This is a genomic window from Pseudomonas psychrophila HA-4 (genome assembly GCF_000282975.1).
Classification (GTDB): domain Bacteria; phylum Pseudomonadota; class Gammaproteobacteria; order Pseudomonadales; family Pseudomonadaceae; genus Aquipseudomonas; species Aquipseudomonas psychrophila_A.
In genome coordinates, this window is sequence record NZ_ALJC01000135.1 from 1 (window position 1) to 19165 (window position 19165).

Genomic DNA, 19165 nt, shown 5'->3' on the forward strand with positions numbered 1-19165 from the left:
GGCTATGAGCGAAGGCCAGAGTTTGTTTGATTACTACAAGGTCACTTTTTCGCAGAGGGATACAACGGCTGAGTCTGATGCTCAGTCATGTGGGTAGGAGCGAGCTTGCCTCGCGATCTTTTGATTTTCAGAGATCGTGCAAACTCGCTCCAGGGTAGACGTCGCAGGTCGACGGCTTAAACCGTCTGACCCGAATCAAACGGCTTACGCACCGCTTTCACCACCGGCCGCAGCAGTTCAGTCGGCGGTGTTTCGCAACTGATTTTACGGCCCAGCAACGTTTCGATGGACGGCAACTGGTACGAGTCGTCTTCACCGGCAAAGCTGATGGACACGCCACTCGCACCCGCGCGGCCTGTACGGCCAATGCGGTGCACGTAGTCATCCGGCACTTCGGGCAGGGTGAAGTTGATCACGTGGCTGATGCCGTCGATGTGGATTCCGCGCCCAGCAACGTCGGTCGCAACCAGTACGCGGATTTTTCCTTCGCGGAAGCCTTCGAGGGTTTTGATGCGTTTGTGCTGGGGCACGTCGCCTGACAGTTGGGCGGCATTGATGCCGTCTCGCACCAGGCGCTCTTCGATGCGGCGCACTTCGTCTTTGCGGTTGGCGAACACGATGACGCGTTCCCAGCCGTTGTCGTTCACCAGGTTGAACAGCAATTTGTATTTGTCTGCACCCGCGACCGCATACACGTGTTGCTCAACCAGTTCGTTGGCGACGTTTTGCGCTTCGATTTCAACGATGGCCGGGTCAGTGGTCCATTGTTTGGCCAGGTTCATCACGTCTTCGGTGAAGGTCGCGGAGAACAGCAGTGTTTGACGCTCGGCTTTTGGCGGGGTTTGACGAATGATCTGGCGCACTTGCGGGATGAAGCCCATGTCGAGCATGCGGTCAGCTTCGTCCAGCACCATCACTTCGACCATGTCCAAGTGCACTTCGCCGCGCTGGTTGAAGTCCAGCAGACGGCCCGGTGTGGCCACCAAAATGTCGCAATGTCGCGCTTCCAGTTGTTTGAGCTGTTTGTCGAAGTCCATGCCGCCCACAAACGTCATGACGTTGAGGTCGGTGTACTTGGTCAGGTCGGCAGCGTCTTTGGCAATCTGCACCACCAGTTCGCGGGTTGGCGCGATGATCAGTGCCCGCGGCTCGCCCATGTAGCGTTCTTTGGGCGGTGGGGTTTGGGTCAACTGGCTGATGATCGAGATTAGGAACGCAGCGGTTTTGCCGGTCCCAGTCTGGGCACGGCCAATGGCGTCGCGTCCGCTCAGGGTGTAGCCCAGCACTTGCGCCTGAATCGGCGTGCAATACGGGAAGCCTAGGTCTTGGATGGCGTGCATCAGTTCGGGGGTGAGTTTGAAATCGTGAAAGCGGGTTTTGCCTTCTTGTGGCTCAACAACAAAATCTTCGAGTTTCCAAGGAATGACTGGCGGTTTGGGGGCCGCTTCACGCCGTGGTTTTGCAGCGTTGGGTTTTTCGATACGCGCAGGTGCTGGCGCGGGCGAGGCGGCGGGCGTGGTCACCGCGGCTTGTGCAGGTGCAGAACGGTCAGGCTGTTGCGCGTCGGTGCGCGCGCTGGGGCTGCTGGGAGGTGTCATGGACACTGGCGCGAGCGGCTCAGCCTCGCTTTTTCCGAATATTTTTTTGAGTGCTTTGAGCACGGTCATCTCATCAGTTGGTTAAGGAGTGTACGCCGGGCAGTGTAATGCAAGTCGCGTGCTCGGCGTAGTTAACGGCAGGATGTTTCGTTTTTAGCCTAGGTGTTTGGCCAGCCAACTACCGATGTCATGGATTTCCTCAGGTAACACTTGGTGCCCCATTGGGTATTCCTGCCATGTAACGTCCACACCCAAACGCTTCAAGTGCTCATAAGCGGTGCGGCCCATAGAGTTTTGGACGACATCGTCGTATTGGCCGTGCAGACAATAAGCAGGTGTCCGTTGCTGGCTGGCAGACAATTGCAATTCATTACTGAAGGTTGGGGCGTAGGTGGAGAGGGCAAGTACGCCACCCAATGCGCCCTGCCATTTTAGATAGGCGGTATGGAAAACCACGGCGCCGCCTTGGGAAAAACCAGCGAGAAAAATTCGGCTGGCGTCTATTCCGGCCCTCTTCTGTTCTTCGATCAACTCAATGACCGTGTCTGCCGATTGGTTTAGCTCCTCCTCACTGATTGAACGAGCAGGGCTCATGGCCTTGATGTCGTACCAACTTGGCATTTTACATCCGCCATTAATGGTCACTCGCTGGGTCGGTGCTTGGGGCAAAACAAAGCGTGTGGTCTCTAACGACTCTTGCAACGCTTCAGCCACCGGCAAGAAGTCATAACGATCGGCGCCCAAGCCGTGAAGCCAGATAACACAAGCGTCTGCGGTCTTTGGGGGGTGAATGATCAGAGGTTCGGTCATGGATGCTCCATCGTTGGGCGTTCGCGCTGAGTGTGCGCGCGATTAAGGTGCGTGTTCGTTTGAAAATTACCGAAGATGTCGCCTGCTTGAACGTTTCTGCCGGAAAACCATATTCAATCGATTAATCCGCCGCAGTGGTACGGGCTTTGCTATGTGGACAGGGACGTTAGCAGGTTCACCTTCGGCGGTAACACTAACAGGCAACTGCCGGATGAGGGACAGCAAAATCAGACAGATGAAGTTAGACAAGGAATTCAATAGCTCACGTGAGCGCTTCGGTTTGAAGAGTCGTGCGATACACCTATCGCTCAAGACTTATGCCGCTTGACCCAACAAAAAGCCAACACGGGTCAACAGTGCCTCACAAGGGGGCGGCGGGTCTTGTTCAAACACAAAAAAGCAGCACTGGAGGTTTGAATGAAGCAGTTGAAATCCACCCTGGCCCTGGCCACCGCAGCAGTCGTTTTGAGCGTTACTGGTTTTGCTCATGCCGGCGCGACATTGGATGGCGTAAAAAAGAAGGGTTTTGTGCAGTGTGGCGTCAGTGATGGCTTACCGGGTTTTTCGGTTCCTGACAAAGACGGCAAAATTCTGGGGATTGATGCTGATATTTGCCGCGCCGTAGCCGCTGCTGTGTTTGGCGATGCGACTAAGGTCAAATTCAGCCAGTTGAACGCCAAAGAGCGTTTTACCGCGCTGCAATCGGGCGAAGTTGACGTGCTGTCGCGTAACACCACTTGGACCAGCTCTCGCGACGCGGGCATGGGGCTAGTGTTTGCTGGGGTGACGTATTACGACGGCGTTGGCTTTTTGGTCAACAACAAGTTGGGCGTAAAAAGCGCCAAGGAACTGGATGGCGCGACCATCTGCATTCAGGCCGGGACAACCACCGAACTCAACGTTTCTGATTACTTCCGCGCTAATAATCTGAAATACACCCCGATCACTTTCGATACGTCTGATGAAAGCGCCAAGTCGCTGGAAAGCGGCCGTTGCGATGTGTTGACCTCCGACAAATCGCAGCTTTATGCACAGCGCAGCAAACTGGCTAACCCGAACGACTACGTGGTGCTGCCGGAAACCATCTCGAAAGAACCGTTGGGCCCAGTGGTGCGTAAGGGTGATGAAGACTGGTTCAGCATCGTTAAGTGGACGCTGTTCGCCATGCTCAACGCTGAAGAAGCGGGCATTACCTCTAAAAACGTTGTGGCTGAAGCCAAATCGACCAAAAACCCTGACGTTGCTCGTTTGTTGGGTGCAGACGGTGAATACGGTAAAGATCTGAAACTGCCTAAGGACTGGGTCGTTCAGATCGTCAGCCAAGTCGGTAACTACGGCGAAGTCTTCGAGAAAAACCTCGGCAAGAGCACCCCGCTTGCCATCGACCGTGGCCTTAACGCCCTGTGGAACAACGGCGGCATTCAATACGCACCCCCTGTGCGCTGATAGCCCTGTCACCCGGTGGGCCAACCACCGGGTGAAGTTTTGATTCCTTTTTTCAGGGGCACTTCATGCAGACTAAAGTCGGCGCACCCAAGCAGAGGCTGAGCCTCAGCGATCCACGTGTGCGTGCGTGGTTATTTCAGATCATCACCGTCGGGTTGGTGGTCTTTATGGGTTGGTATCTGTTCAACAATACTCAGACCAACCTGCAACACCGAGGCATTACGTCCGGTTTTGACTTTCTTGAACGCAGCGCAGGCTTTGGTATTGCGCAGCATTTGATTGATTACACCGAATCCGACAGTTATGCGCGGGTCTTTGTGATCGGGTTACTGAACACCTTGCTGGTGTCGGTTATCGGTATCGTCCTGGCGACCATTCTGGGCTTTATCATCGGCGTGGCACGGCTCTCGTCGAACTGGATGATCAACAAGCTGGCGACGGTGTATGTCGAGATTTTTCGCAATATTCCTCCGCTACTGCAAATCCTGTTCTGGTACTTCGCGGTCTTTCTGACCATGCCGGGGCCACGTAATAGCCATAATTTTGCCGACACCTTTTATATGAGTAGCCGTGGCCTGAACATGCCAGCTGCCATTGGCTCCGAAGCATTCTGGCCGTTTGTGATCAGTGTGGTGCTGGCGATTGTGGCAGTGCTGGTGATGGCGCGTTGGGCCAATAAACGCTTTGAGGCCACCGGCGTACCGTTTCATAAATTCTGGGCTGGGTTGGGGTTGCTGCTGGTGATTCCTGGGGCATGCGCGCTGATTTTTGGCGCGCCAGTGCATTGGGAAATGCCCGAGCTTAAGGGCTTTAACTTTGTCGGTGGCTGGGTGCTGATCCCGGAACTGCTGGCGTTGACCATTGCATTGACGGTGTATACGGCGGCGTTTATTTCCGAAATCGTGCGCTCGGGCATCAAGTCGGTCAGCCATGGCCAGACCGAAGCGGCCCGCTCTCTGGGGCTGCGCCCCGGGCCGACGCTGCGCAAGGTCATCATTCCACAAGCCCTGCGGGTGATTATTCCGCCGCTGACCAGCCAATACCTCAACCTGGTGAAAAACTCGTCGCTGGCGGCGGGCATCGGGTATCCGGAAATGGTTTCACTGTTTGCCGGCACGGTCCTGAACCAGACCGGGCAAGCGATTGAGGTCATCGCCATCACCATGAGCGTTTACCTGGCGATCAGCATCAGCATTTCGCTGCTGATGAATTGGTACAACACGCGCATAGCGCTGATCGAGCGATGAGGACGCGACTATGACGACTCATGTTTTCAAACCTGACATGCCGCCGCCGGGTAACCGCATCGGCATCGTTGCTTGGGCTCGGGCCAATCTGTTTTCCAGTTGGCTCAATACCTTATTAACGCTGTTTGCCTTTTACCTGATCTGGCTGATTGTGCCGCCATTGCTGAGCTGGGCGATATTTGACGCCAATTGGGTTGGCAGCACCCGGGCCGACTGCACCAAGGATGGCGCCTGTTGGGTGTTCATCCAACAACGTTTTGGGCAGTTCATGTACGGCTATTACCCGCGTGAACTGCGCTGGCGTGTCGACCTGACCGTCTGGTTAGCCGTCATTGGTATCGCACCGCTGTTTATTGCGCGCTTCAAGCACAAGGCCATTTACGGCCTGAGCTTTTTGGTGGTGTACCCGATTCTGGCGTACAGCCTGTTGCACGGCGGCTACTGGGGGCTGAGCAACGTCGCGACCAGCCAATGGGGCGGCTTGATGCTGACCCTGGTGATTGCCACCGTGGGCATCGCGGGTGCGTTGCCGCTGGGCATCTTACTGGCGCTGGGACGACGTTCGAACATGCCGGCGATTCGCGTGGTGTGCGTGACCTTCATTGAGTTCTGGCGCGGCGTGCCGCTGATCACGGTGCTGTTTATGTCGTCGGTGATGCTGCCGTTGTTTCTGCCCGAGGGCATGAACTTCGACAAGCTGCTGCGGGCCTTGATTGGGGTGATTTTGTTCCAGTCGGCGTATGTGGCTGAAGTGGTGCGCGGTGGTTTGCAGGCCATCCCCAAAGGCCAGTACGAAGCAGCCGCCGCGATGGGGCTGGGCTATTGGCGCAGCATGGGGCTGGTGATCTTGCCGCAAGCCCTGAAGCTGGTGATCCCCGGCATCGTGAACACCTTTATTGCCCTGTTCAAGGACACCAGCTTGGTGATCATCATCGGCCTGTTTGATCTGCTCAATAGCGTCAAGCAAGCCGCTGCCGACCCGACCTGGCTCGGCATGGCGACCGAAGGCTATGTGTTTGCGGCCTTGGTGTTCTGGATTTTCTGTTTTGGTATGTCCCGCTACTCCATACATCTGGAGCGCAAGCTGGACACTGGCCACAAGCGTTAGTAGGAGTTGGATATGAGTGAAGCAATCAAAAAGCCTGCTAGCCCTGAAGGCATTATTCAGATGCAGGGCGTTAACAAGTGGTATGGCCAGTTTCACGTGCTCAAGGACATCAACCTGAACGTGCAACCAGGCGAACGGATTGTGTTGTGCGGGCCTTCGGGGTCGGGTAAATCGACCACCATTCGTTGCCTGAATCGCCTTGAAGAACACCAGCAAGGGCGCATTGTGGTCGATGGTGTGGAGTTGACCAACGACATCAAACAGATCGAAACCGTGCGCCGCGAAGTCGGCATGGTGTTTCAGCACTTCAACTTGTTCCCGCATTTGACCATTCTGCAAAACTGTACGTTGGCACCGATGTGGGTGCGCAAGATGCCCAAGCGCCAAGCCGAAGAAATCGCCATGCACTATTTGGAGCGCGTGCGTATTCCGGAGCAGGCACATAAGTTTCCGGGGCAGTTGTCCGGTGGTCAGCAACAGCGTGTGGCGATTGCCCGTGCACTGTGCATGAAACCCAAAATCATGCTGTTTGACGAACCGACCTCAGCGCTGGATCCGGAAATGGTGAAAGAAGTGCTCGATACTATGATTGGTTTGGCAGAAGACGGCATGACCATGCTCTGCGTGACCCACGAAATGGGCTTTGCCCGAACCGTGGCTAATCGCGTGATCTTTATGGACAAGGGTGAAATCGTCGAGCAAGCCGCACCGAATGACTTCTTCGATAACCCGCAAAACGACCGGACCAAACTGTTCCTGAATCAGATCTTGCATTGATGCCATAGGCTGCATCGCCTTGTAGGTGCGAGCTTTTAAAAATCAAAAGATCGCGAGCAATCGAGCGTCGATCGACTGCTTCTACAAGGGGTTAGCGGGCTTGTTCGCGCTGTTGTTGCTTTTGAACCAGCAGCGCGTTGATGTCTGCGCATTCGTTGATTGCCTGCAACTCCTGAACCAGTTCCGGGTGGCGGTCAAGCAAGCGCATCAGTACAAACAGCGGCTTGGGAGGCTCTACTTCGGCCCGCTCATAACGACTGAATGCATTGTGGCCGCCGCCTGACAGCCATTGCACGGCGCTTTTTTGAGTGAAATGCAATTTGCGTCGAATCCGTTTCATCTCGTCCGCCATGACCTGCTTGGCATCCTCGATCAGTTCATCACCCGCTTGGGCATAACGCTCAGCGCTGGGTGCATCGAATTCGACCTCAGCACATTCGCGGCATTCATGGCCCGCTAGGTTATGCACGCGGCGGGCCAATTGTTTGAAACTCACACTGAAATCGCGTCCCTTGAACGGGTGCATCGCGTCGGGCGCGCCACAGGTGTAGCAAGTATGTTTGCTCATCAGTCTTTTTCCTTGAAGGCAATTACTGGTGGCCCTCCACTGGGGCGATAAGTCACCTTGATATAGATGGCGAATCCGTAGGCTTGGGCGTGGTAGACGTCTTGCCAGACTTTAGGGTCTGCGTAAGTTGACATCGATTTGTACAGCGTCCGGCATTCTAAAGCGGCTATCACCCGCAACATTTGCGCGAGCGTTAAACCGAGGGTTCGTCCACCATCCAGTGCGCTTTTGGTAAACGCCACTGCACCCAGTCGGCGCACGTCACCCTGGATGCACTGAAGGTTGTAGTGAGGTGTTTTCTTTTCCATAAGAGGCTGCCTCGATATGCCTTAAATTACCCTTTAAGGGTTTTTTATTCAACGTTTTGTTAGTCGTTTAAGTGGGCCCTTTAATCTGTAGTTGATTGCTCTTGCGCAAGGCGCTAACTAACATGTCGGAAAATTCATCCTATGATTGGATGAAAAGGTGAATTACATGACAGACGTTTCCCCGCTGATAAAACGCTCGCTGGTCGATCAGGCCCTTGAGCAACTGCGCGCCCGTATCAACAGCGGTACTTGGGAGGTGGGTCAGCGCCTGCCGACCGAGCCCGAGTTGGCGACACAACTGAACATCAGCCGTAACACGGTGCGTGAGGCCATGCGGGTACTGGCGTTTGCCGGCTTGATTGATATTCGCCAGGGCGATGGCAGTTATCTGCGCGGGCGGATCGATCCGATGGACACGCTGCGGGCGCTGTCATCCTGTTCGCTGGAGCAGGGCCGCGAGTTGCGCCATATCCTGGAAGTCGAAGCCGTTGGGCTGGCGGCTTTGCGTCGCACCGATGAAGACTTGCGGCGCCTGCATGAGGCGCTCGACGTCAGTGGCGAGCATTATCACGGCGAACTCGATACCTATATTTGCTGTGACTTGCTGTTTCATCAGCGCTTGATTGACGCCGCGCACAATCCAGCCTTGAGCGAGTTGTACCGCTACAGCGCCAGTGTGTTTACCCATCATTTGCGCAACACCATGGACGTTCAGCCACGGCGCCAACGGGTGTTTGATCTGCACGTCGAATTGCTGGACGCCGTCGAACAACAAGACCCACAGCGGGCTATGACGCTTTGCCGGACGTTGATCAATGAACCTTGAACCGGAGAAGGCCATGAACCATCCCTCGACCGAAGCTGTTCGCCATTTGGACGAACTGGAAGAACTGCTGATCGACGCTGAAGCTGACGACGAACAGGTGCAACAGACGCCGCCGGTCGTATTGCGTCCATGGTTGCTGCTGTTAGGGCTGGTGCTGGTGGCTCTGAACCTTCGCCCAGCATTGTCGAGCGTGGCGCCGCTACTCGGCGAAGTGTCGGACCGCTTGGGATTGTCAGCCGCGCAAGCCGGTTTGCTGACCACATTGCCCGTGCTGTGCCTGGGGCTGTTTGCACCTTTGGCGCCTATTCTGGCTCGGCGTTTTGGGACTGAGCGGGTGGTACTTGGGATTCTTCTGTTACTGGGCGGGGCGATTGTGTTGCGCAGTTGCCTAGGCGAAGTAGGGCTGTTTGCCGGGAGTATTTTGGCGGGCGCCAGCATTGGGGTGATCGGCGTATTGGTGCCGGGTATTATCAAGCGCGATTTTGCCGGGCATGCTGGCACCATGACTGGCGTCTACACCATGGCGTTGTGTCTGGGAGCTGCACTGGCAGCGGGTGCAACAGTGCCGTTGAGCCATTACTTGGGTGACAGTTGGGCGTTAGGTCTGGGGTTTTGGGCGTTGCCTGCTGTATTGGCGGTCATTTTCTGGCTGCCGCAGGTGGGCAAGCGTCAAGGCGCGCATAACGTGTCCTACCGGGTGCGGGGCCTGCTACGTGATCCGCTGGCTTGGCAAGTGACCTTCTACATGGGCCTGCAATCTTCGTTGTCTTACATCGTTTTTGGTTGGTTGCCTTCAATCCTCATTGGCCGAGGCCTGACCCCGACTCAAGCCGGGCTGGTGATGTCGGGCTCGGTGATCGTGCAATTGGCCACGGCGTTGAGTGCCCCCTGGCTGGCGACGCGTGGCAAAGATCAACGACTGGCGATTGTGCTGGTCATGTGCATGACGTTGGCAGGCCTGTTTGGTTGTCTGTACGCCCCGTTGGATGGCTTGTGGGGCTGGGCGATTGTGTTGGGGCTGGGGCAAGGCGGGACGTTCAGCCTGGCGTTAACCTTGATTGTGCTGCGTTCACGCGATGCCCATGTGGCTGCCAACTTGTCGGGCATGGCTCAAGGGATTGGCTACACCGTGGCCTCGCTGGGGCCGCTGGCTGTGGGTGTGGTGCATGAAGTGACGGGCGGCTGGAATGCGGTGGGCTGGATTTTTGCGGTGATTGGCCTGTGCGCCATCGTTGCCGGTCTTGGTGCCGGACGGGCATTGTATGTGAACGTGCAGAGCGAGAAGATTTAAAGCGCATAGTGTTTCGGCTCATTGCAGATTATCGTGCAGGGATTAATAACCGCACGGACCTCGCCATGAGCCAAGACCATCACGCGTTGATTACTCGCTTTTACCAGGCTTTTCAGCAGTTGGATGCACACGCCATGGGCGAGTGTTACACCGACGACGTACTGTTCAGCGATCCGGTTTTTGGCGAACTGCGTGGCCACGAAGCCACCGATATGTGGCGCATGCTGACGTCACGCGCCAAGGACTTCAGCCTGACGTTTGATCAGGTTCAGGCTGACACGCAGCGCGGCAGTGCGCATTGGGTTGCGACCTATTTGTTCAGCCAGACCGGGAATATCGTGATCAACGATATTCAGGCCCGCTTTGTGTTTCGTGACGGCAAAATTTGCGAGCACCACGACCACTTCGACTTGTGGCGTTGGTCGCGTCAGGCGTTGGGCACCAAAGGGGTATTGCTGGGATGGACGCCGCTTGTGCAAAACGCCATTCGGGCTCAGGCAAAAAAAGGCCTCAAAGCCTTTCAGGCTGGGCGTTAAGGATTAACTGTGACGGGCGTAAGTGAATCCTCAGAGGCCACGGTTCAAGGGGCCAAACCCTGGTTTGTGTATTTAGTGCGTGCGGCCAATGGTTCGCTGTATTGCGGGATCAGTGATGACCCGGCGCGACGTTTTACAAAGCATCAGACCGGTAAGGGCGCGCGTTTCTTCGCTTCAAGCCCTGCCGTTGCCTTGGTTTATGTCGAGTCTTGGCCGGACAAACGTGAAGCGTTGCGTCAGGAACGGCTGATTAAAAAACTTAAAAAAAGCGCTAAAGAGTGCCTGGTGCAAAGCCAAGGTGCTCAGTACTCAGTACTCAGTACTCAGAACTGAACTAACCGGGTTTTCAATTGCGCTATGCTGCGGGCTCACATACGTCTGGCGGATTATTGAATGTCTGAGTTGATTCTTCATCATTACGCAACGTCTCCTTTCGCCCATAAAGCTCGCCTGTTGCTGGGCTTCAAAGGGCTTTCGTGGCACTCAGTTCACATCCCGGCGATGATGCCAAAACCTGATTTGATGGCCTTGACCGGTGGTTATCGCAAAACACCGGTGCTGCAAGTGGGGGCGGATATTTATTGCGACACGGCGTTGATTGCCCGGCGCTTGGAGCAAGAAAAATCGGCGCCGGTATTGTTTCCTCTCGGCAAAGAAATGGTGGTGAGTGCGTTTGCGGCGTGGGCTGACTCGGTGGTGTTTCAGCACGCAGTGAGTTTGGTCTTTCAGCCTGAATCGGTGGCTGTGCGTTTTGCCAGACTGCCGCCAGAAGGGGTCAAGGCATTCATGGCTGATCGCGCGGGATTGTTTAGCGGTGGCAGTGCGACCCGTTTGCCGCTGGAACAAGCCAAGTTGCAATGGCCAGTGATCATGGCGCGACTCGAGCAGCAATTGCAGCACGAGCAGGGTGACTACTTGTTTGGTGAAGCTTCGGTTGCCGACTTTGCGCTGGCACACCCGCTGTGGTTCCTGAAAGCCACGCCGGTCACGGCGCCGCTAGTGGATACGTATCCCGCGGTGGCAGCTTGGTTGGCGCGGGTGCTGGATGTTGGTCAGGGCACACCGATCGACATGACCGCCGAGCAAGCGCTGGACGTTGCCAAACATGCTGAACCCGTTGATTTACCAAAATTTGATACGCAGTGCGGGTTGGCTCAAGGTCAGCGCGTGACCGTTTCTGCGACCGACTATGGAGTAGATCCGGTTGAAGGTGAATTGGTGCACGTAGGGTCAGAAGAAATTGTAGTGCGCCGTGAAGACCCGCGAGTCGGGATTGTGCATGTGCACTTTCCACGGATCGGCTTTCGCATTGAAGGGTGATATTTTTCACCAGAGCGACAGCAGACCTTGTAGGCGCGAGCGTGCTTGCGATCTTTTGATCTTTTAAAAGATTGCGAGCACGCTCGCGCCTACAGCTGGTCCTACCTAGCGCGTAAGTGAGCAGCAGTGTTTAGCGCCGCCAAGATAGCATCCGGGTTGAAATCCCGGAGCAATGTGCCATTCACGTCCAGTATCGGAATCCCGCGGCCACCCAGCGCCTCATAGGCCTGACGGGCGGCGGGATCCTTGTCGATATCAAACTCTTTGAACGGTATGCCTTTCTGATCCAGAAAGCGCCGTGTCGCCTTGCAGTAGCCGCACCACTCGGTGGCATACAGCACCACCCGGGCGCTGGCTCGGGTTTGCTCGGGCACAGCGTCTGAGGGGTTGAGCAGCCGCTCGATCTTGCCCCAGTTCTGAAAAACGACCACAACCACCAGAACAAACAGGACTTTCTTCAGGATGCCGTGCAGCATTATTTGTTGCGCTTGAGCTGGTCGAGCAGTTGGGTCGGCAGGCCTTTGATGACGAGCGTACCGGCTTCTTCGTCAAATTCCACCTTGGAGCCCAGCAGGTGAGCTTCAAAGCTGATAGACAAGCCCTCAGCGCGCCCTGTGAAGCGGCGGAACTGGTTCAGGGTGCGTTTATCTGCCGGGATTTCAGGCGACAAGCCATAGTCCTTATTGCGGATGTGGTCGTAAAACGCTTTTGGGCGCTCTTCGTCGATCAGTTCGGACAACGCTTCCAGCCCCATCGGTTCACCGATCTTGGCCTGGCTGCTGGCGTAATCGACCAAGGTCTTGGTTTTTTCGCGGGCAGATTCTTCGGGCAGATCTTCGCTTTCAACAAAGTCACTGAAGGCTTTGAGCAGCGTGCGGGTTTCGCCAGGGCCGTCGACGCCTTCCTGGCAGCCGATAAAGTCGCGGAAGTACTCAGAGACCTTTTTGCCGTTCTTGCCTTTGATAAAAGAAATGTACTGCTTGGACTGCTTGTTGTTCTGCCACTCGGAGAGGTTGATGCGCGCGGCCAGGTGCAATTGCCCCAGATCCAAGTGGCGTGAAGGCGTTACGTCCAGTTGCGAGTTAACTGCCACGCCGTCGCTGTGGTGCAGCAGCGCGATGGCCAGGTAGTCGGTCATGCCTTGCTGGTAATGCGCAAACAGTACGTGACCGCCCACCGACAGGTTGGATTCTTCCATCAGCTTTTGCAGGTGTTCCACGGCTACACGGCTGAAGGCGGTGAAATCGGTGCCGCCATCTAGGTATTCCTTGAGCCAACCGCTGAAGGGATGCGCGCCGGACTCAGCATGGAAAAAGCCCCACGCTTTACCTTGTTTGGCGTTATAGCTTTCGTTCAGGTCTGCGAGCATGTTCTCGATGGCCTGGGACTCGGCCAATTCGGAGTCTCGAGCGTGGAGAACAGCGGGCGTACCGTCGGGTTTTTTATCAATTAAATGGACGATGCAATGACGGATCGGCATGGGCTTCTCGGCGAATAATGAGCGGGGAGGGCGCGCGCCCGGAAAAGCGCCAAGTGTACCGCACCTGAGGCCCAGAGCAGTCTTCGTACCGTGTTTAGGGCGGTGATGGACGGGGTAGAGGGTTTTTTTACGCTTTTAAGGCGATAAAGCTGACCAAATGGCTAGGTAGAGGCGGATATTTGGCCGTCTCTGTGCTAGTTTTGCCCGGTCTTGCGCTGGGTAACGGCGTAAAGCATGCATTCAGCCTGTGTCAGGTCGAACCAAACTCCGTTTTAGCACTCTACATCCGCGATTCGTCGTGAAAGCAAACGGGCGTGCCAGACCCACGATTTCTGGCTCGATAGCTGACCTTGCACTTTGCAAACCAAATGAATTTGATAGGGAAGGAACATCTCAATGGCTATTACTAAAGACCAACTGATCGCTGATCTGGCTGAAGCTGTAGACGCACCGAAAACTACCGTGCGTGCTCTGCTGGACCAACTGGGTCAAATCGTTGCTGATCAGCTGGAAAATGGCGGCGAAATCACTCTGCCAGGTATTGGCAAACTGAAAGTGACTGAGCGTCCTGCCCGTACTGGCCGTAACCCTTCGACTGGCGCTGCCATCGAAATCGCTGCCAAAAAAGTTATCAAGCTCGTTGTGGCTAAAGGCCTGACTGACGCTGTTAACAAGTAAGAACGCATTAAAAAAACCGCGCCTCGGAGTGATCCGAAGCGCGGTTTTTTTATGGGCGCAGCGAAGCTGCGAGTTGCAAGCGAGAAGCTTCAAGCTACAAGTAAAAGCAGACTGCTTTTAACTTGAGGCGTGCCGCTTGAAGCTTGTAGCTCGAATTCACTTCGCCCAGTTCTTTTCGCGCCACATCTGCTGCTGGTCTTTGTCGTGGAAGGTCCAAGCTACAAAGCGGCTTTGCTTGTTGCCTTGGGACATTTCGACGACCTGACTTTCACGCGCACCGGCTTTTTTCAGTGCTGTTTGAATGGCCGGTAAGTTGGAGGCCTTGGACACTAGCACGCTGAACCACAGCACCTGACGGCCAACCTGTACGCTTTCACGTATCAATTGGGTCACAAAGCGTTGCTCGCCGCCTTCGCACCACAATTCGGCCGCCTGGCCACCAAAGTTCAGCACCGGCAGTTTGCGCTTGGGATCAGCCTTGCCCAGCGCGCGCCATTTGCGCTCGCTGCCGCGCGTGGCTTCGTCCAGCGAGGCGTGGAACGGCGGGGTGCACATCGTCAGGTCGAAACGTTCGCTGCTTTCTAAGATGTCCAGCAGGATCTTCTGAGGATTAGGTTGCAGGCGCAGACTGATGGCTTTGTTCAGGCTGTTTGACTGCACAATTGCCTTGGCGGCTTTAACCGCTGTCGGATCGACTTCAGTGCCGAGGAACTGCCAGCGGTATTCGCTGTGGCCGATCAGCGGGTAGACGCAGTTGGCACCCATGCCGATGTCCAGCACGCGCACGTTTGAGCCGCGCGGAATCTCGCCATCGTTCATGTTGGCTAGCAAATCAGCCAGAAAGTGTACGTAATCGGCGCGGCCAGGGACCGGCGGGCACAGGTAGTCAGCCGGAATGTCCCAGTGCGCAATCCCGTAGAACGCCTTGAGCAGGGCGCGGTTGAATACGCGCACAGCACTTGGGTTGGCGAAGTCGATGCTCTCTTTGCCGTACGGGTTGATGATCACAAACTCGGCCAGCTCAGGGCAGACCGAAATCAGTTGTGCAAAGTCGTAACGGCCCTGATGGCGGTTGCGCGGGTGCAGGCTGGGCTTTACGCGCGGTTCGACCGGCGTGCTCTCGCTGGCGGTCTTAGGTTTGTGGCGTGTGGCTTTGGACGTACGTGGGGTTGTCATGTTCAATTCATTCCACAAAAGCAATCGCGGGCAAGGCCGCCCCAGCAGGGTTAAGCCCTGCGGGAGCGTCCTTGCCCGCGATCAGGTGCGCAGCGTTTTTACAGGCTGGAAATCCGCGCGTGCTGGTCAGCCAATTTGCTCAAGGCCTGTTCGGCCTCGGCCAATTTGGCGCGTTCCTTGTCGATGACTTCAGCCGGAGCCTTGTCAACGAACGCGGCGTTCGACAGTTTTCCGCCTACGCGGGCCACTTCGCCGTGCAAGCGCTGGATTTCCTTGTCCAGGCGCGCCAACTCTGCATCTTTGTCGATCAGGCCCGCCATTGGCACCAGCACTTCCATCTCGCCAACCAGAGCGGTAGCGGACAGTGGAGCTTCGGCGCCATCTTGCAGCACGGTGATCGATTCGAGTTTAGCCAGCTTTTTCAGCAAGGCATCGTTCTCGGTCAAACGGCGCTGGTCTTCGCTGCTGACGTTTTTCAGGTACAGCTGTAACGGTTTGCCCGGGCCGATGTTCATTTCGCCACGGATGTTACGCGTGCCGAGCATCAAGCCCTTCAGCCATTCGATGTCGTCTTCGGCAGCCTGGTCGATGCGCGCTTCGTTTGCCACTGGCCACGGTTGCAGCATGATGGTCTTGCCTTCAACCCCGGCCAGCGGCGCGATGCGCTGCCAGATTTCTTCGGTGATGAACGGCATGAACGGGTGCGCCAAGCGCAAGGCTACTTCTAGAACGCGAACCAGCGTGCGGCGAGTGCCGCGCTGGCGTTCAACCGGCGCGTTTTCGTCCCACAGCACAGGCTTGGACAGTTCCAGGTACCAGTCGCAATACTGGTTCCAGATGAACTCGTACAGGGCTTGTGCAGCCAGGTCGAAGCGGAACTGGTCGAGGTGACGGGTCACTTCGGCTTCGGTGCGTTGCAACTGCGAGATGATCCAGCGATCAGCCAGCGACAGTTCGTAGGCTTCGCCGTTTTGGCCGCAGTCTTCGCCCTTGTCCAGCACGTAACGTGCGGCGTTCCAGATCTTGTTGCAGAAGTTGCGATAGCCTTCAACACGGCCCATGTCGAACTTGATGTCGCGGCCGGTGGAGGCCAGCGAGCAGAACGTGAAGCGCAGGGCGTCGGTGCCGTAGCTGGCGATGCCGTCTGCGAATTCGTCACGGGTCTGCTTCTCGATCTTCTTCAGCAGTTTTGGCTGCATCAGGCCGCTGGTGCGTTTGGCCACCAGGTCTTCGAGTTCGATACCGTCGATGATGTCTAGCGGGTCCAGGACGTTGCCCTTGGACTTGGACATCTTCTGGCCCTGACCGTCACGTACCAGACCATGCACATACACGGTCTTGAACGGAACTTGCGGGGTGCCGTCTTCGTTCTTCACCAAGTGCATGGTGAGCATGATCATCCGGGCAACCCAGAAGAAAATGATGTCGAAACCGGTGACCAGCACGTCAGTGGAGTGGAAAGTCTTCAGCGCTTCGGTCTTTTGTGGCCAGCCCAAGGTGGAGAATGTCCATAGGCCGGAGCTGAACCAGGTGTCTAGTACGTCGTTGTCTTGCTGCAACGCAACATCTGGCCCCAGGTTGTGCTTGGCGCGTACTTCGGCTTCGTCGCGGCCTACGTAGACCTTGCCCGACTCGTCGTACCAGGCCGGAATCCGGTGGCCCCACCACAGTTGACGGCTGATGCACCAGTCTTGGATGTCGCGCATCCACGAGAAATACATGTTTTCGTACTGTTTTGGAACGAACGCAATACGGCCGTCTTCGACAGCGGCGATGGCAGGTTCTGCCAGCGGTTTGGTCGATACGTACCACTGGTCGGTCAGCCACGGCTCAATGACGGTGCCCGAGCGGTCGCCCTTCGGTACTTTCAGAGCGTGGTCGTCGACGCTGACCAGCAGCCCGGCTTCATCAAAGTCGGCAACGATTTGCTTGCGCGCCTCGAAGCGGTCCAAGCCCGCGTATTTGGCTGGCAGGGTACCGTCGACGGACTCATTCAGCGTGCCATCAAGGTTGAACACCTGAGCGGCAGGCAAAACGGCTGCGTTTTTGTCGAAGATGTTCAGCAACGGCAGGTTGTGGCGCTTGCCGACTTCGTAGTCGTTGAAATCGTGAGCCGGGGTGATTTTCACACAGCCGGTGCCGAATTCAGGGTCGCAGTAGTCGTCCGCGATGATCGGGATGCGGCGGCCAATCAACGGCAGCTCAACGAATTTGCCGATCAGGGCTTTATAGCGTTCGTCTTCTGGGTTTACCGCGACAGCAGCGTCACCGAGCATGGTTTCTGGACGGGTCGTTGCAACGACTAGGTAGTCCAGACCTTCAGCGGTCTTGGCGCCGTCAGCTAGCGGGTAGCGCAGGTTCCACAGGAAACCTTTCTCGTCGTGGTTTTCCACTTCAAGATCGGAAATAGCGGTGTGCAGTTTGGTGTCCCAGTTAACTAGGCGCTTGCCGCGATAGATCAGGCCGTCTTCGTGCAGGCGTACAAAGGCTTCTTTCACCGCGTCCGACAGGCCGTCGTCCATGGTGAAGCGCTCGCGGCTCCAGTCTACGGACGAACCCAGACGACGGATCTGACGGCTGATGTTGCCGCCTGATTGCTCTTTCCATTCCCAGATTTTGTCGAGGAATTTTTCGCGACCCAAGTCGTGGCGGTTCAGACCTTGTGCTTCGATCTGACGCTCAACCAGCATTTGGGTGGCGATACCGGCATGGTCGGTGCCCGGCTGCCACAGGGTATTGCGACCCTGCATGCGGCGGAAACGGATCAAGGCGTCCATGATCGCGTTGTTAAAACCGTGACCCATGTGCAGGCTGCCGGTGACGTTCGGCGGCGGGATCATGATGGTGTACGGGTCACCCGCGCCTTGCGGGGCAAAATAATTCTCTTCTTCCCAGGTTTTGTACCAGGAAGTTTCAATGGCGTGCGGCTGGTAGGTCTTATCCATGCGCGGCGGGACCCTATTGGCATTAATTCAGGAAAGCCGGGAAGTATAGCCTTCGGCAGCTGCAAGTTTCTAGCTGCAAGCTACAAGGAGGAGCAAGTGCTGCGGGGCGCGCAACCCCTCTTGCAGCTTGAGGCTTGGCGCTTGCAGCTGCTTTATGCAACCTCTCTTGCCGCTTGAAACTTAACGCTTGCCGCTGCTGCTCTACCGCTGCGCCAGCAGGCGTTCCATGTGTGCATCAAGGCGGCGCTTGATCTCGGTTTCTATGTGGGGGGCGAAGTCGTTGATCACGTCTTGCATGATCGCTTGCGCTGCCGTGCGCAGTTCTTTGTCCAAGTGCACTAAGAGTGCGTCCGGGGCTTTTTCAGTGGTGGGCGCTGGGGCAATGCCGACCAATGGTATTTGTGCAGGTTCGGATTCGGGCTCGACCGTGTCGTCGATGACATCCGACAGCAACGGAATCTGTGCGCCACCATCGCCCACCATCTCAGTCAATAGCGGCGGTTGCAGGCCGTCATCGCCGAGCAGTTGGCGAATCGACTCGAGATCGTCAAGCAGGTGTGCGGCTTTTTGCGGCGAGTTGGAGGTATCCATCGTGTGCTCAGAGTCGTTGTAACTTGTGGTCTTGCAGAGGATAGCCGTGTTCACGGTAGAAGCGGAAACTCTCCCGTGCGGCCAGTCGAACGGCGGGGTCTTCGACCACAACCTCGGCCACGCGGGCGAAGCGTTTGAAGAATTCGGGAACTTTAAGGTCCAGGTTGATCAGTAAGTCCTGATGGCTGGCCGGAGCATCGGTGAGGCCCATGACAATCACACCATCCGGTTGGTCTTCTGTGTTGCTGTGGGGCACGAAGCTTTCGCCTTTGAAGCGCCATAGGCGTTCATCCAGGTCTTGGCGTTGCGCCGCGTCGCTGCAATGCAGGTACACACGATGCCCAAGGCGCCAGGCTTTTTCAGTGAGTTTGCAGGCGAAGTCCAGCCGCGCCGAGGGTTCTGCGCTGGGTAGGATGTAAAAGTCGACCTTGGTCAGCTCTTCATTTAATTCTGAGGTCAT

The 19165-nt window shown here is 56.3% G+C and carries 20 protein-coding genes; 10 read left to right on the top strand and 10 right to left on the bottom strand.

Annotated elements, in window-relative coordinates:
• Nucleotides 1–176: 176 nt before the first annotated feature.
• Complete coding sequence (gene rhlB, locus B347_RS0123430) at nt 177–1667, bottom strand: ATP-dependent RNA helicase RhlB (RefSeq protein ID WP_019412127.1); 1491 nt, start codon at nt 1665–1667, stop codon at nt 177–179.
• Between the two features lie 84 nt (nt 1668–1751).
• Entirely contained in the window at nt 1752–2408 is a 657-nt protein-coding gene (locus B347_RS0123435; protein WP_019412128.1) for an alpha/beta hydrolase, read from the bottom strand.
• 417 nt (nt 2409–2825) lie between these two features.
• On the opposite strand from B347_RS0123435, the gene B347_RS0123445 reads away from it, so the two are divergent.
• The 4 genes from B347_RS0123445 to B347_RS0123460 all read left to right on the top strand — a co-directional run bounded on the left by B347_RS0123445 (nt 2826) and on the right by B347_RS0123460 (nt 6986).
• Nucleotides 2826–3854 (top strand): amino acid ABC transporter substrate-binding protein, encoded by a 1029-nt coding sequence (locus tag B347_RS0123445; RefSeq protein WP_019412130.1) that lies wholly within the window; start codon nt 2826–2828, stop codon nt 3852–3854.
• 65 nt (nt 3855–3919) lie between these two features.
• On the top strand, nt 3920–5101 hold the full coding sequence (locus B347_RS0123450) for an amino acid ABC transporter permease (protein WP_019412131.1): 1182 nt from the start codon (nt 3920–3922) through the stop codon (nt 5099–5101).
• Between the two features lie 10 nt (nt 5102–5111).
• A complete protein-coding gene (locus tag B347_RS0123455; RefSeq protein ID WP_019412132.1) occupies nt 5112–6209 on the top strand; it encodes an amino acid ABC transporter permease in 1098 nt (365 codons plus the stop codon).
• 12 nt (nt 6210–6221) lie between these two features.
• Nucleotides 6222–6986 (top strand): amino acid ABC transporter ATP-binding protein, encoded by a 765-nt coding sequence (locus B347_RS0123460; RefSeq protein WP_019412133.1) that lies wholly within the window; start codon nt 6222–6224, stop codon nt 6984–6986.
• A gap of 91 nt (nt 6987–7077) precedes the next feature.
• Here B347_RS0123460 and B347_RS0123465 read toward each other — a convergent pair whose 3' ends face one another.
• Together B347_RS0123465 and B347_RS0123470 are read right to left on the bottom strand one after the other, a co-directional pair.
• Complete coding sequence (locus B347_RS0123465; protein WP_019412134.1) at nt 7078–7554, bottom strand: type II toxin-antitoxin system MqsA family antitoxin; 477 nt, start codon at nt 7552–7554, stop codon at nt 7078–7080.
• Complete coding sequence (locus B347_RS0123470) at nt 7554–7862, bottom strand: type II toxin-antitoxin system MqsR family toxin (protein WP_019412135.1); 309 nt, start codon at nt 7860–7862, stop codon at nt 7554–7556. Before B347_RS0123470 ends, B347_RS0123465 begins: the two co-directional genes overlap by 1 nt.
• Before the next feature lie 166 nt (nt 7863–8028).
• On the opposite strand from B347_RS0123470, the gene B347_RS0123475 reads away from it, so the two are divergent.
• The 5 genes from B347_RS0123475 (at nt 8029) to B347_RS0123495 (ending at nt 11835) form a co-directional block, all read left to right on the top strand.
• The gene (locus B347_RS0123475) at nt 8029–8688 is read left to right on the top strand and encodes a FadR/GntR family transcriptional regulator (protein ID WP_019412136.1); all 660 of its coding nucleotides are present in this window, start codon (nt 8029–8031) and stop codon (nt 8686–8688) included.
• Complete coding sequence (locus B347_RS0123480) at nt 8678–9979, top strand: CynX/NimT family MFS transporter (RefSeq protein ID WP_026014381.1); 1302 nt, start codon at nt 8678–8680, stop codon at nt 9977–9979. The genes B347_RS0123475 and B347_RS0123480 overlap by 11 nt, the downstream gene beginning before the upstream one ends.
• Before the next feature lie 65 nt (nt 9980–10044).
• Complete coding sequence (locus B347_RS0123485; protein ID WP_019412138.1) at nt 10045–10515, top strand: nuclear transport factor 2 family protein; 471 nt, start codon at nt 10045–10047, stop codon at nt 10513–10515.
• A 9-nt stretch (nt 10516–10524) separates the two neighbouring features.
• Entirely contained in the window at nt 10525–10848 is a 324-nt protein-coding gene (locus B347_RS0123490; protein WP_019412139.1) for a GIY-YIG nuclease family protein, read from the top strand.
• A gap of 60 nt (nt 10849–10908) precedes the next feature.
• Nucleotides 10909–11835: a glutathione S-transferase family protein gene (locus B347_RS0123495; protein ID WP_019412140.1), complete on the top strand. Its 927-nt coding sequence runs from the start codon at nt 10909–10911 to the stop codon at nt 11833–11835.
• A gap of 101 nt (nt 11836–11936) precedes the next feature.
• On the opposite strand, the gene B347_RS0123500 is transcribed toward B347_RS0123495, so the two are convergent.
• Nucleotides 11937–12311 carry a glutaredoxin family protein gene (locus B347_RS0123500; RefSeq protein ID WP_019412141.1) on the bottom strand — a complete coding sequence of 125 codons (375 nt, stop codon included), beginning with the start codon at nt 12309–12311 and terminating at the stop codon, nt 11937–11939.
• Nucleotides 12311–13315 carry a nucleoid-associated protein YejK gene (gene yejK / locus B347_RS0123505; protein WP_019412142.1) on the bottom strand — a complete coding sequence of 335 codons (1005 nt, stop codon included), beginning with the start codon at nt 13313–13315 and terminating at the stop codon, nt 12311–12313. Before yejK ends, B347_RS0123500 begins: the two co-directional genes overlap by 1 nt.
• A 396-nt stretch (nt 13316–13711) precedes the next feature.
• On the opposite strand from yejK, the gene B347_RS0123510 reads away from it, so the two are divergent.
• The gene (locus B347_RS0123510; protein ID WP_019412143.1) at nt 13712–13993 is read left to right on the top strand and encodes an HU family DNA-binding protein; all 282 of its coding nucleotides are present in this window, start codon (nt 13712–13714) and stop codon (nt 13991–13993) included.
• 156 nt (nt 13994–14149) lie between these two features.
• Here B347_RS0123510 and rlmF read toward each other — a convergent pair whose 3' ends face one another.
• The 4 genes from rlmF to B347_RS0123530 form a co-directional block, all read right to left on the bottom strand.
• Nucleotides 14150–15169, bottom strand: coding sequence for a 23S rRNA (adenine(1618)-N(6))-methyltransferase RlmF (gene rlmF / locus B347_RS0123515; protein WP_019412144.1), 1020 nt, complete (start codon nt 15167–15169; stop codon nt 14150–14152).
• Between the two features lie 98 nt (nt 15170–15267).
• Nucleotides 15268–18114: a valine--tRNA ligase gene (locus B347_RS0123520; RefSeq protein WP_019412145.1), complete on the bottom strand. Its 2847-nt coding sequence runs from the start codon at nt 18112–18114 to the stop codon at nt 15268–15270.
• Nucleotides 18115–18315: 201 nt separating this feature from the next.
• Nucleotides 18316–18705 (bottom strand): hypothetical protein, encoded by a 390-nt coding sequence (locus B347_RS0123525; RefSeq protein ID WP_019412146.1) that lies wholly within the window; start codon nt 18703–18705, stop codon nt 18316–18318.
• 7 nt (nt 18706–18712) lie between these two features.
• Complete coding sequence (locus B347_RS0123530) at nt 18713–19141, bottom strand: DNA polymerase III subunit chi (protein WP_026014382.1); 429 nt, start codon at nt 19139–19141, stop codon at nt 18713–18715.
• Nucleotides 19142–19165 lie beyond the last annotated feature (24 nt).

What these genes read in the sequence shown, in the direction of transcription:
- rhlB (WP_019412127.1), bottom strand. Translation starts at nt 1,667, where the DNA reads ATGACCGTGCTCAAAGCACTCAAAAAAATATTCGGAAAAAGCGAGGCT.
- B347_RS0123435 (WP_019412128.1), bottom strand. Translation starts at nt 2,408, where the DNA reads ATGACCGAACCTCTGATCATTCACCCCCCAAAGACCGCAGACGCTTGT.
- B347_RS0123445 (WP_019412130.1), top strand. Translation starts at nt 2,826, where the DNA reads ATGAAGCAGTTGAAATCCACCCTGGCCCTGGCCACCGCAGCAGTCGTT.
- B347_RS0123450 (WP_019412131.1), top strand. Translation starts at nt 3,920, where the DNA reads ATGCAGACTAAAGTCGGCGCACCCAAGCAGAGGCTGAGCCTCAGCGAT.
- B347_RS0123455 (WP_019412132.1), top strand. Translation starts at nt 5,112, where the DNA reads ATGACGACTCATGTTTTCAAACCTGACATGCCGCCGCCGGGTAACCGC.
- B347_RS0123460 (WP_019412133.1), top strand. Translation starts at nt 6,222, where the DNA reads ATGAGTGAAGCAATCAAAAAGCCTGCTAGCCCTGAAGGCATTATTCAG.
- B347_RS0123465 (WP_019412134.1), bottom strand. Translation starts at nt 7,554, where the DNA reads ATGAGCAAACATACTTGCTACACCTGTGGCGCGCCCGACGCGATGCAC.
- B347_RS0123470 (WP_019412135.1), bottom strand. Translation starts at nt 7,862, where the DNA reads ATGGAAAAGAAAACACCTCACTACAACCTTCAGTGCATCCAGGGTGAC.
- B347_RS0123475 (WP_019412136.1), top strand. Translation starts at nt 8,029, where the DNA reads ATGACAGACGTTTCCCCGCTGATAAAACGCTCGCTGGTCGATCAGGCC.
- B347_RS0123480 (WP_026014381.1), top strand. Translation starts at nt 8,678, where the DNA reads ATGAACCTTGAACCGGAGAAGGCCATGAACCATCCCTCGACCGAAGCT.
- B347_RS0123485 (WP_019412138.1), top strand. Translation starts at nt 10,045, where the DNA reads ATGAGCCAAGACCATCACGCGTTGATTACTCGCTTTTACCAGGCTTTT.
- B347_RS0123495 (WP_019412140.1), top strand. Translation starts at nt 10,909, where the DNA reads ATGTCTGAGTTGATTCTTCATCATTACGCAACGTCTCCTTTCGCCCAT.
- B347_RS0123500 (WP_019412141.1), bottom strand. Translation starts at nt 12,311, where the DNA reads ATGCTGCACGGCATCCTGAAGAAAGTCCTGTTTGTTCTGGTGGTTGTG.
- yejK (WP_019412142.1), bottom strand. Translation starts at nt 13,315, where the DNA reads ATGCCGATCCGTCATTGCATCGTCCATTTAATTGATAAAAAACCCGAC.
- B347_RS0123510 (WP_019412143.1), top strand. Translation starts at nt 13,712, where the DNA reads ATGGCTATTACTAAAGACCAACTGATCGCTGATCTGGCTGAAGCTGTA.
- rlmF (WP_019412144.1), bottom strand. Translation starts at nt 15,169, where the DNA reads ATGACAACCCCACGTACGTCCAAAGCCACACGCCACAAACCTAAGACC.
- B347_RS0123520 (WP_019412145.1), bottom strand. Translation starts at nt 18,114, where the DNA reads ATGGATAAGACCTACCAGCCGCACGCCATTGAAACTTCCTGGTACAAA.
- B347_RS0123525 (WP_019412146.1), bottom strand. Translation starts at nt 18,705, where the DNA reads ATGGATACCTCCAACTCGCCGCAAAAAGCCGCACACCTGCTTGACGAT.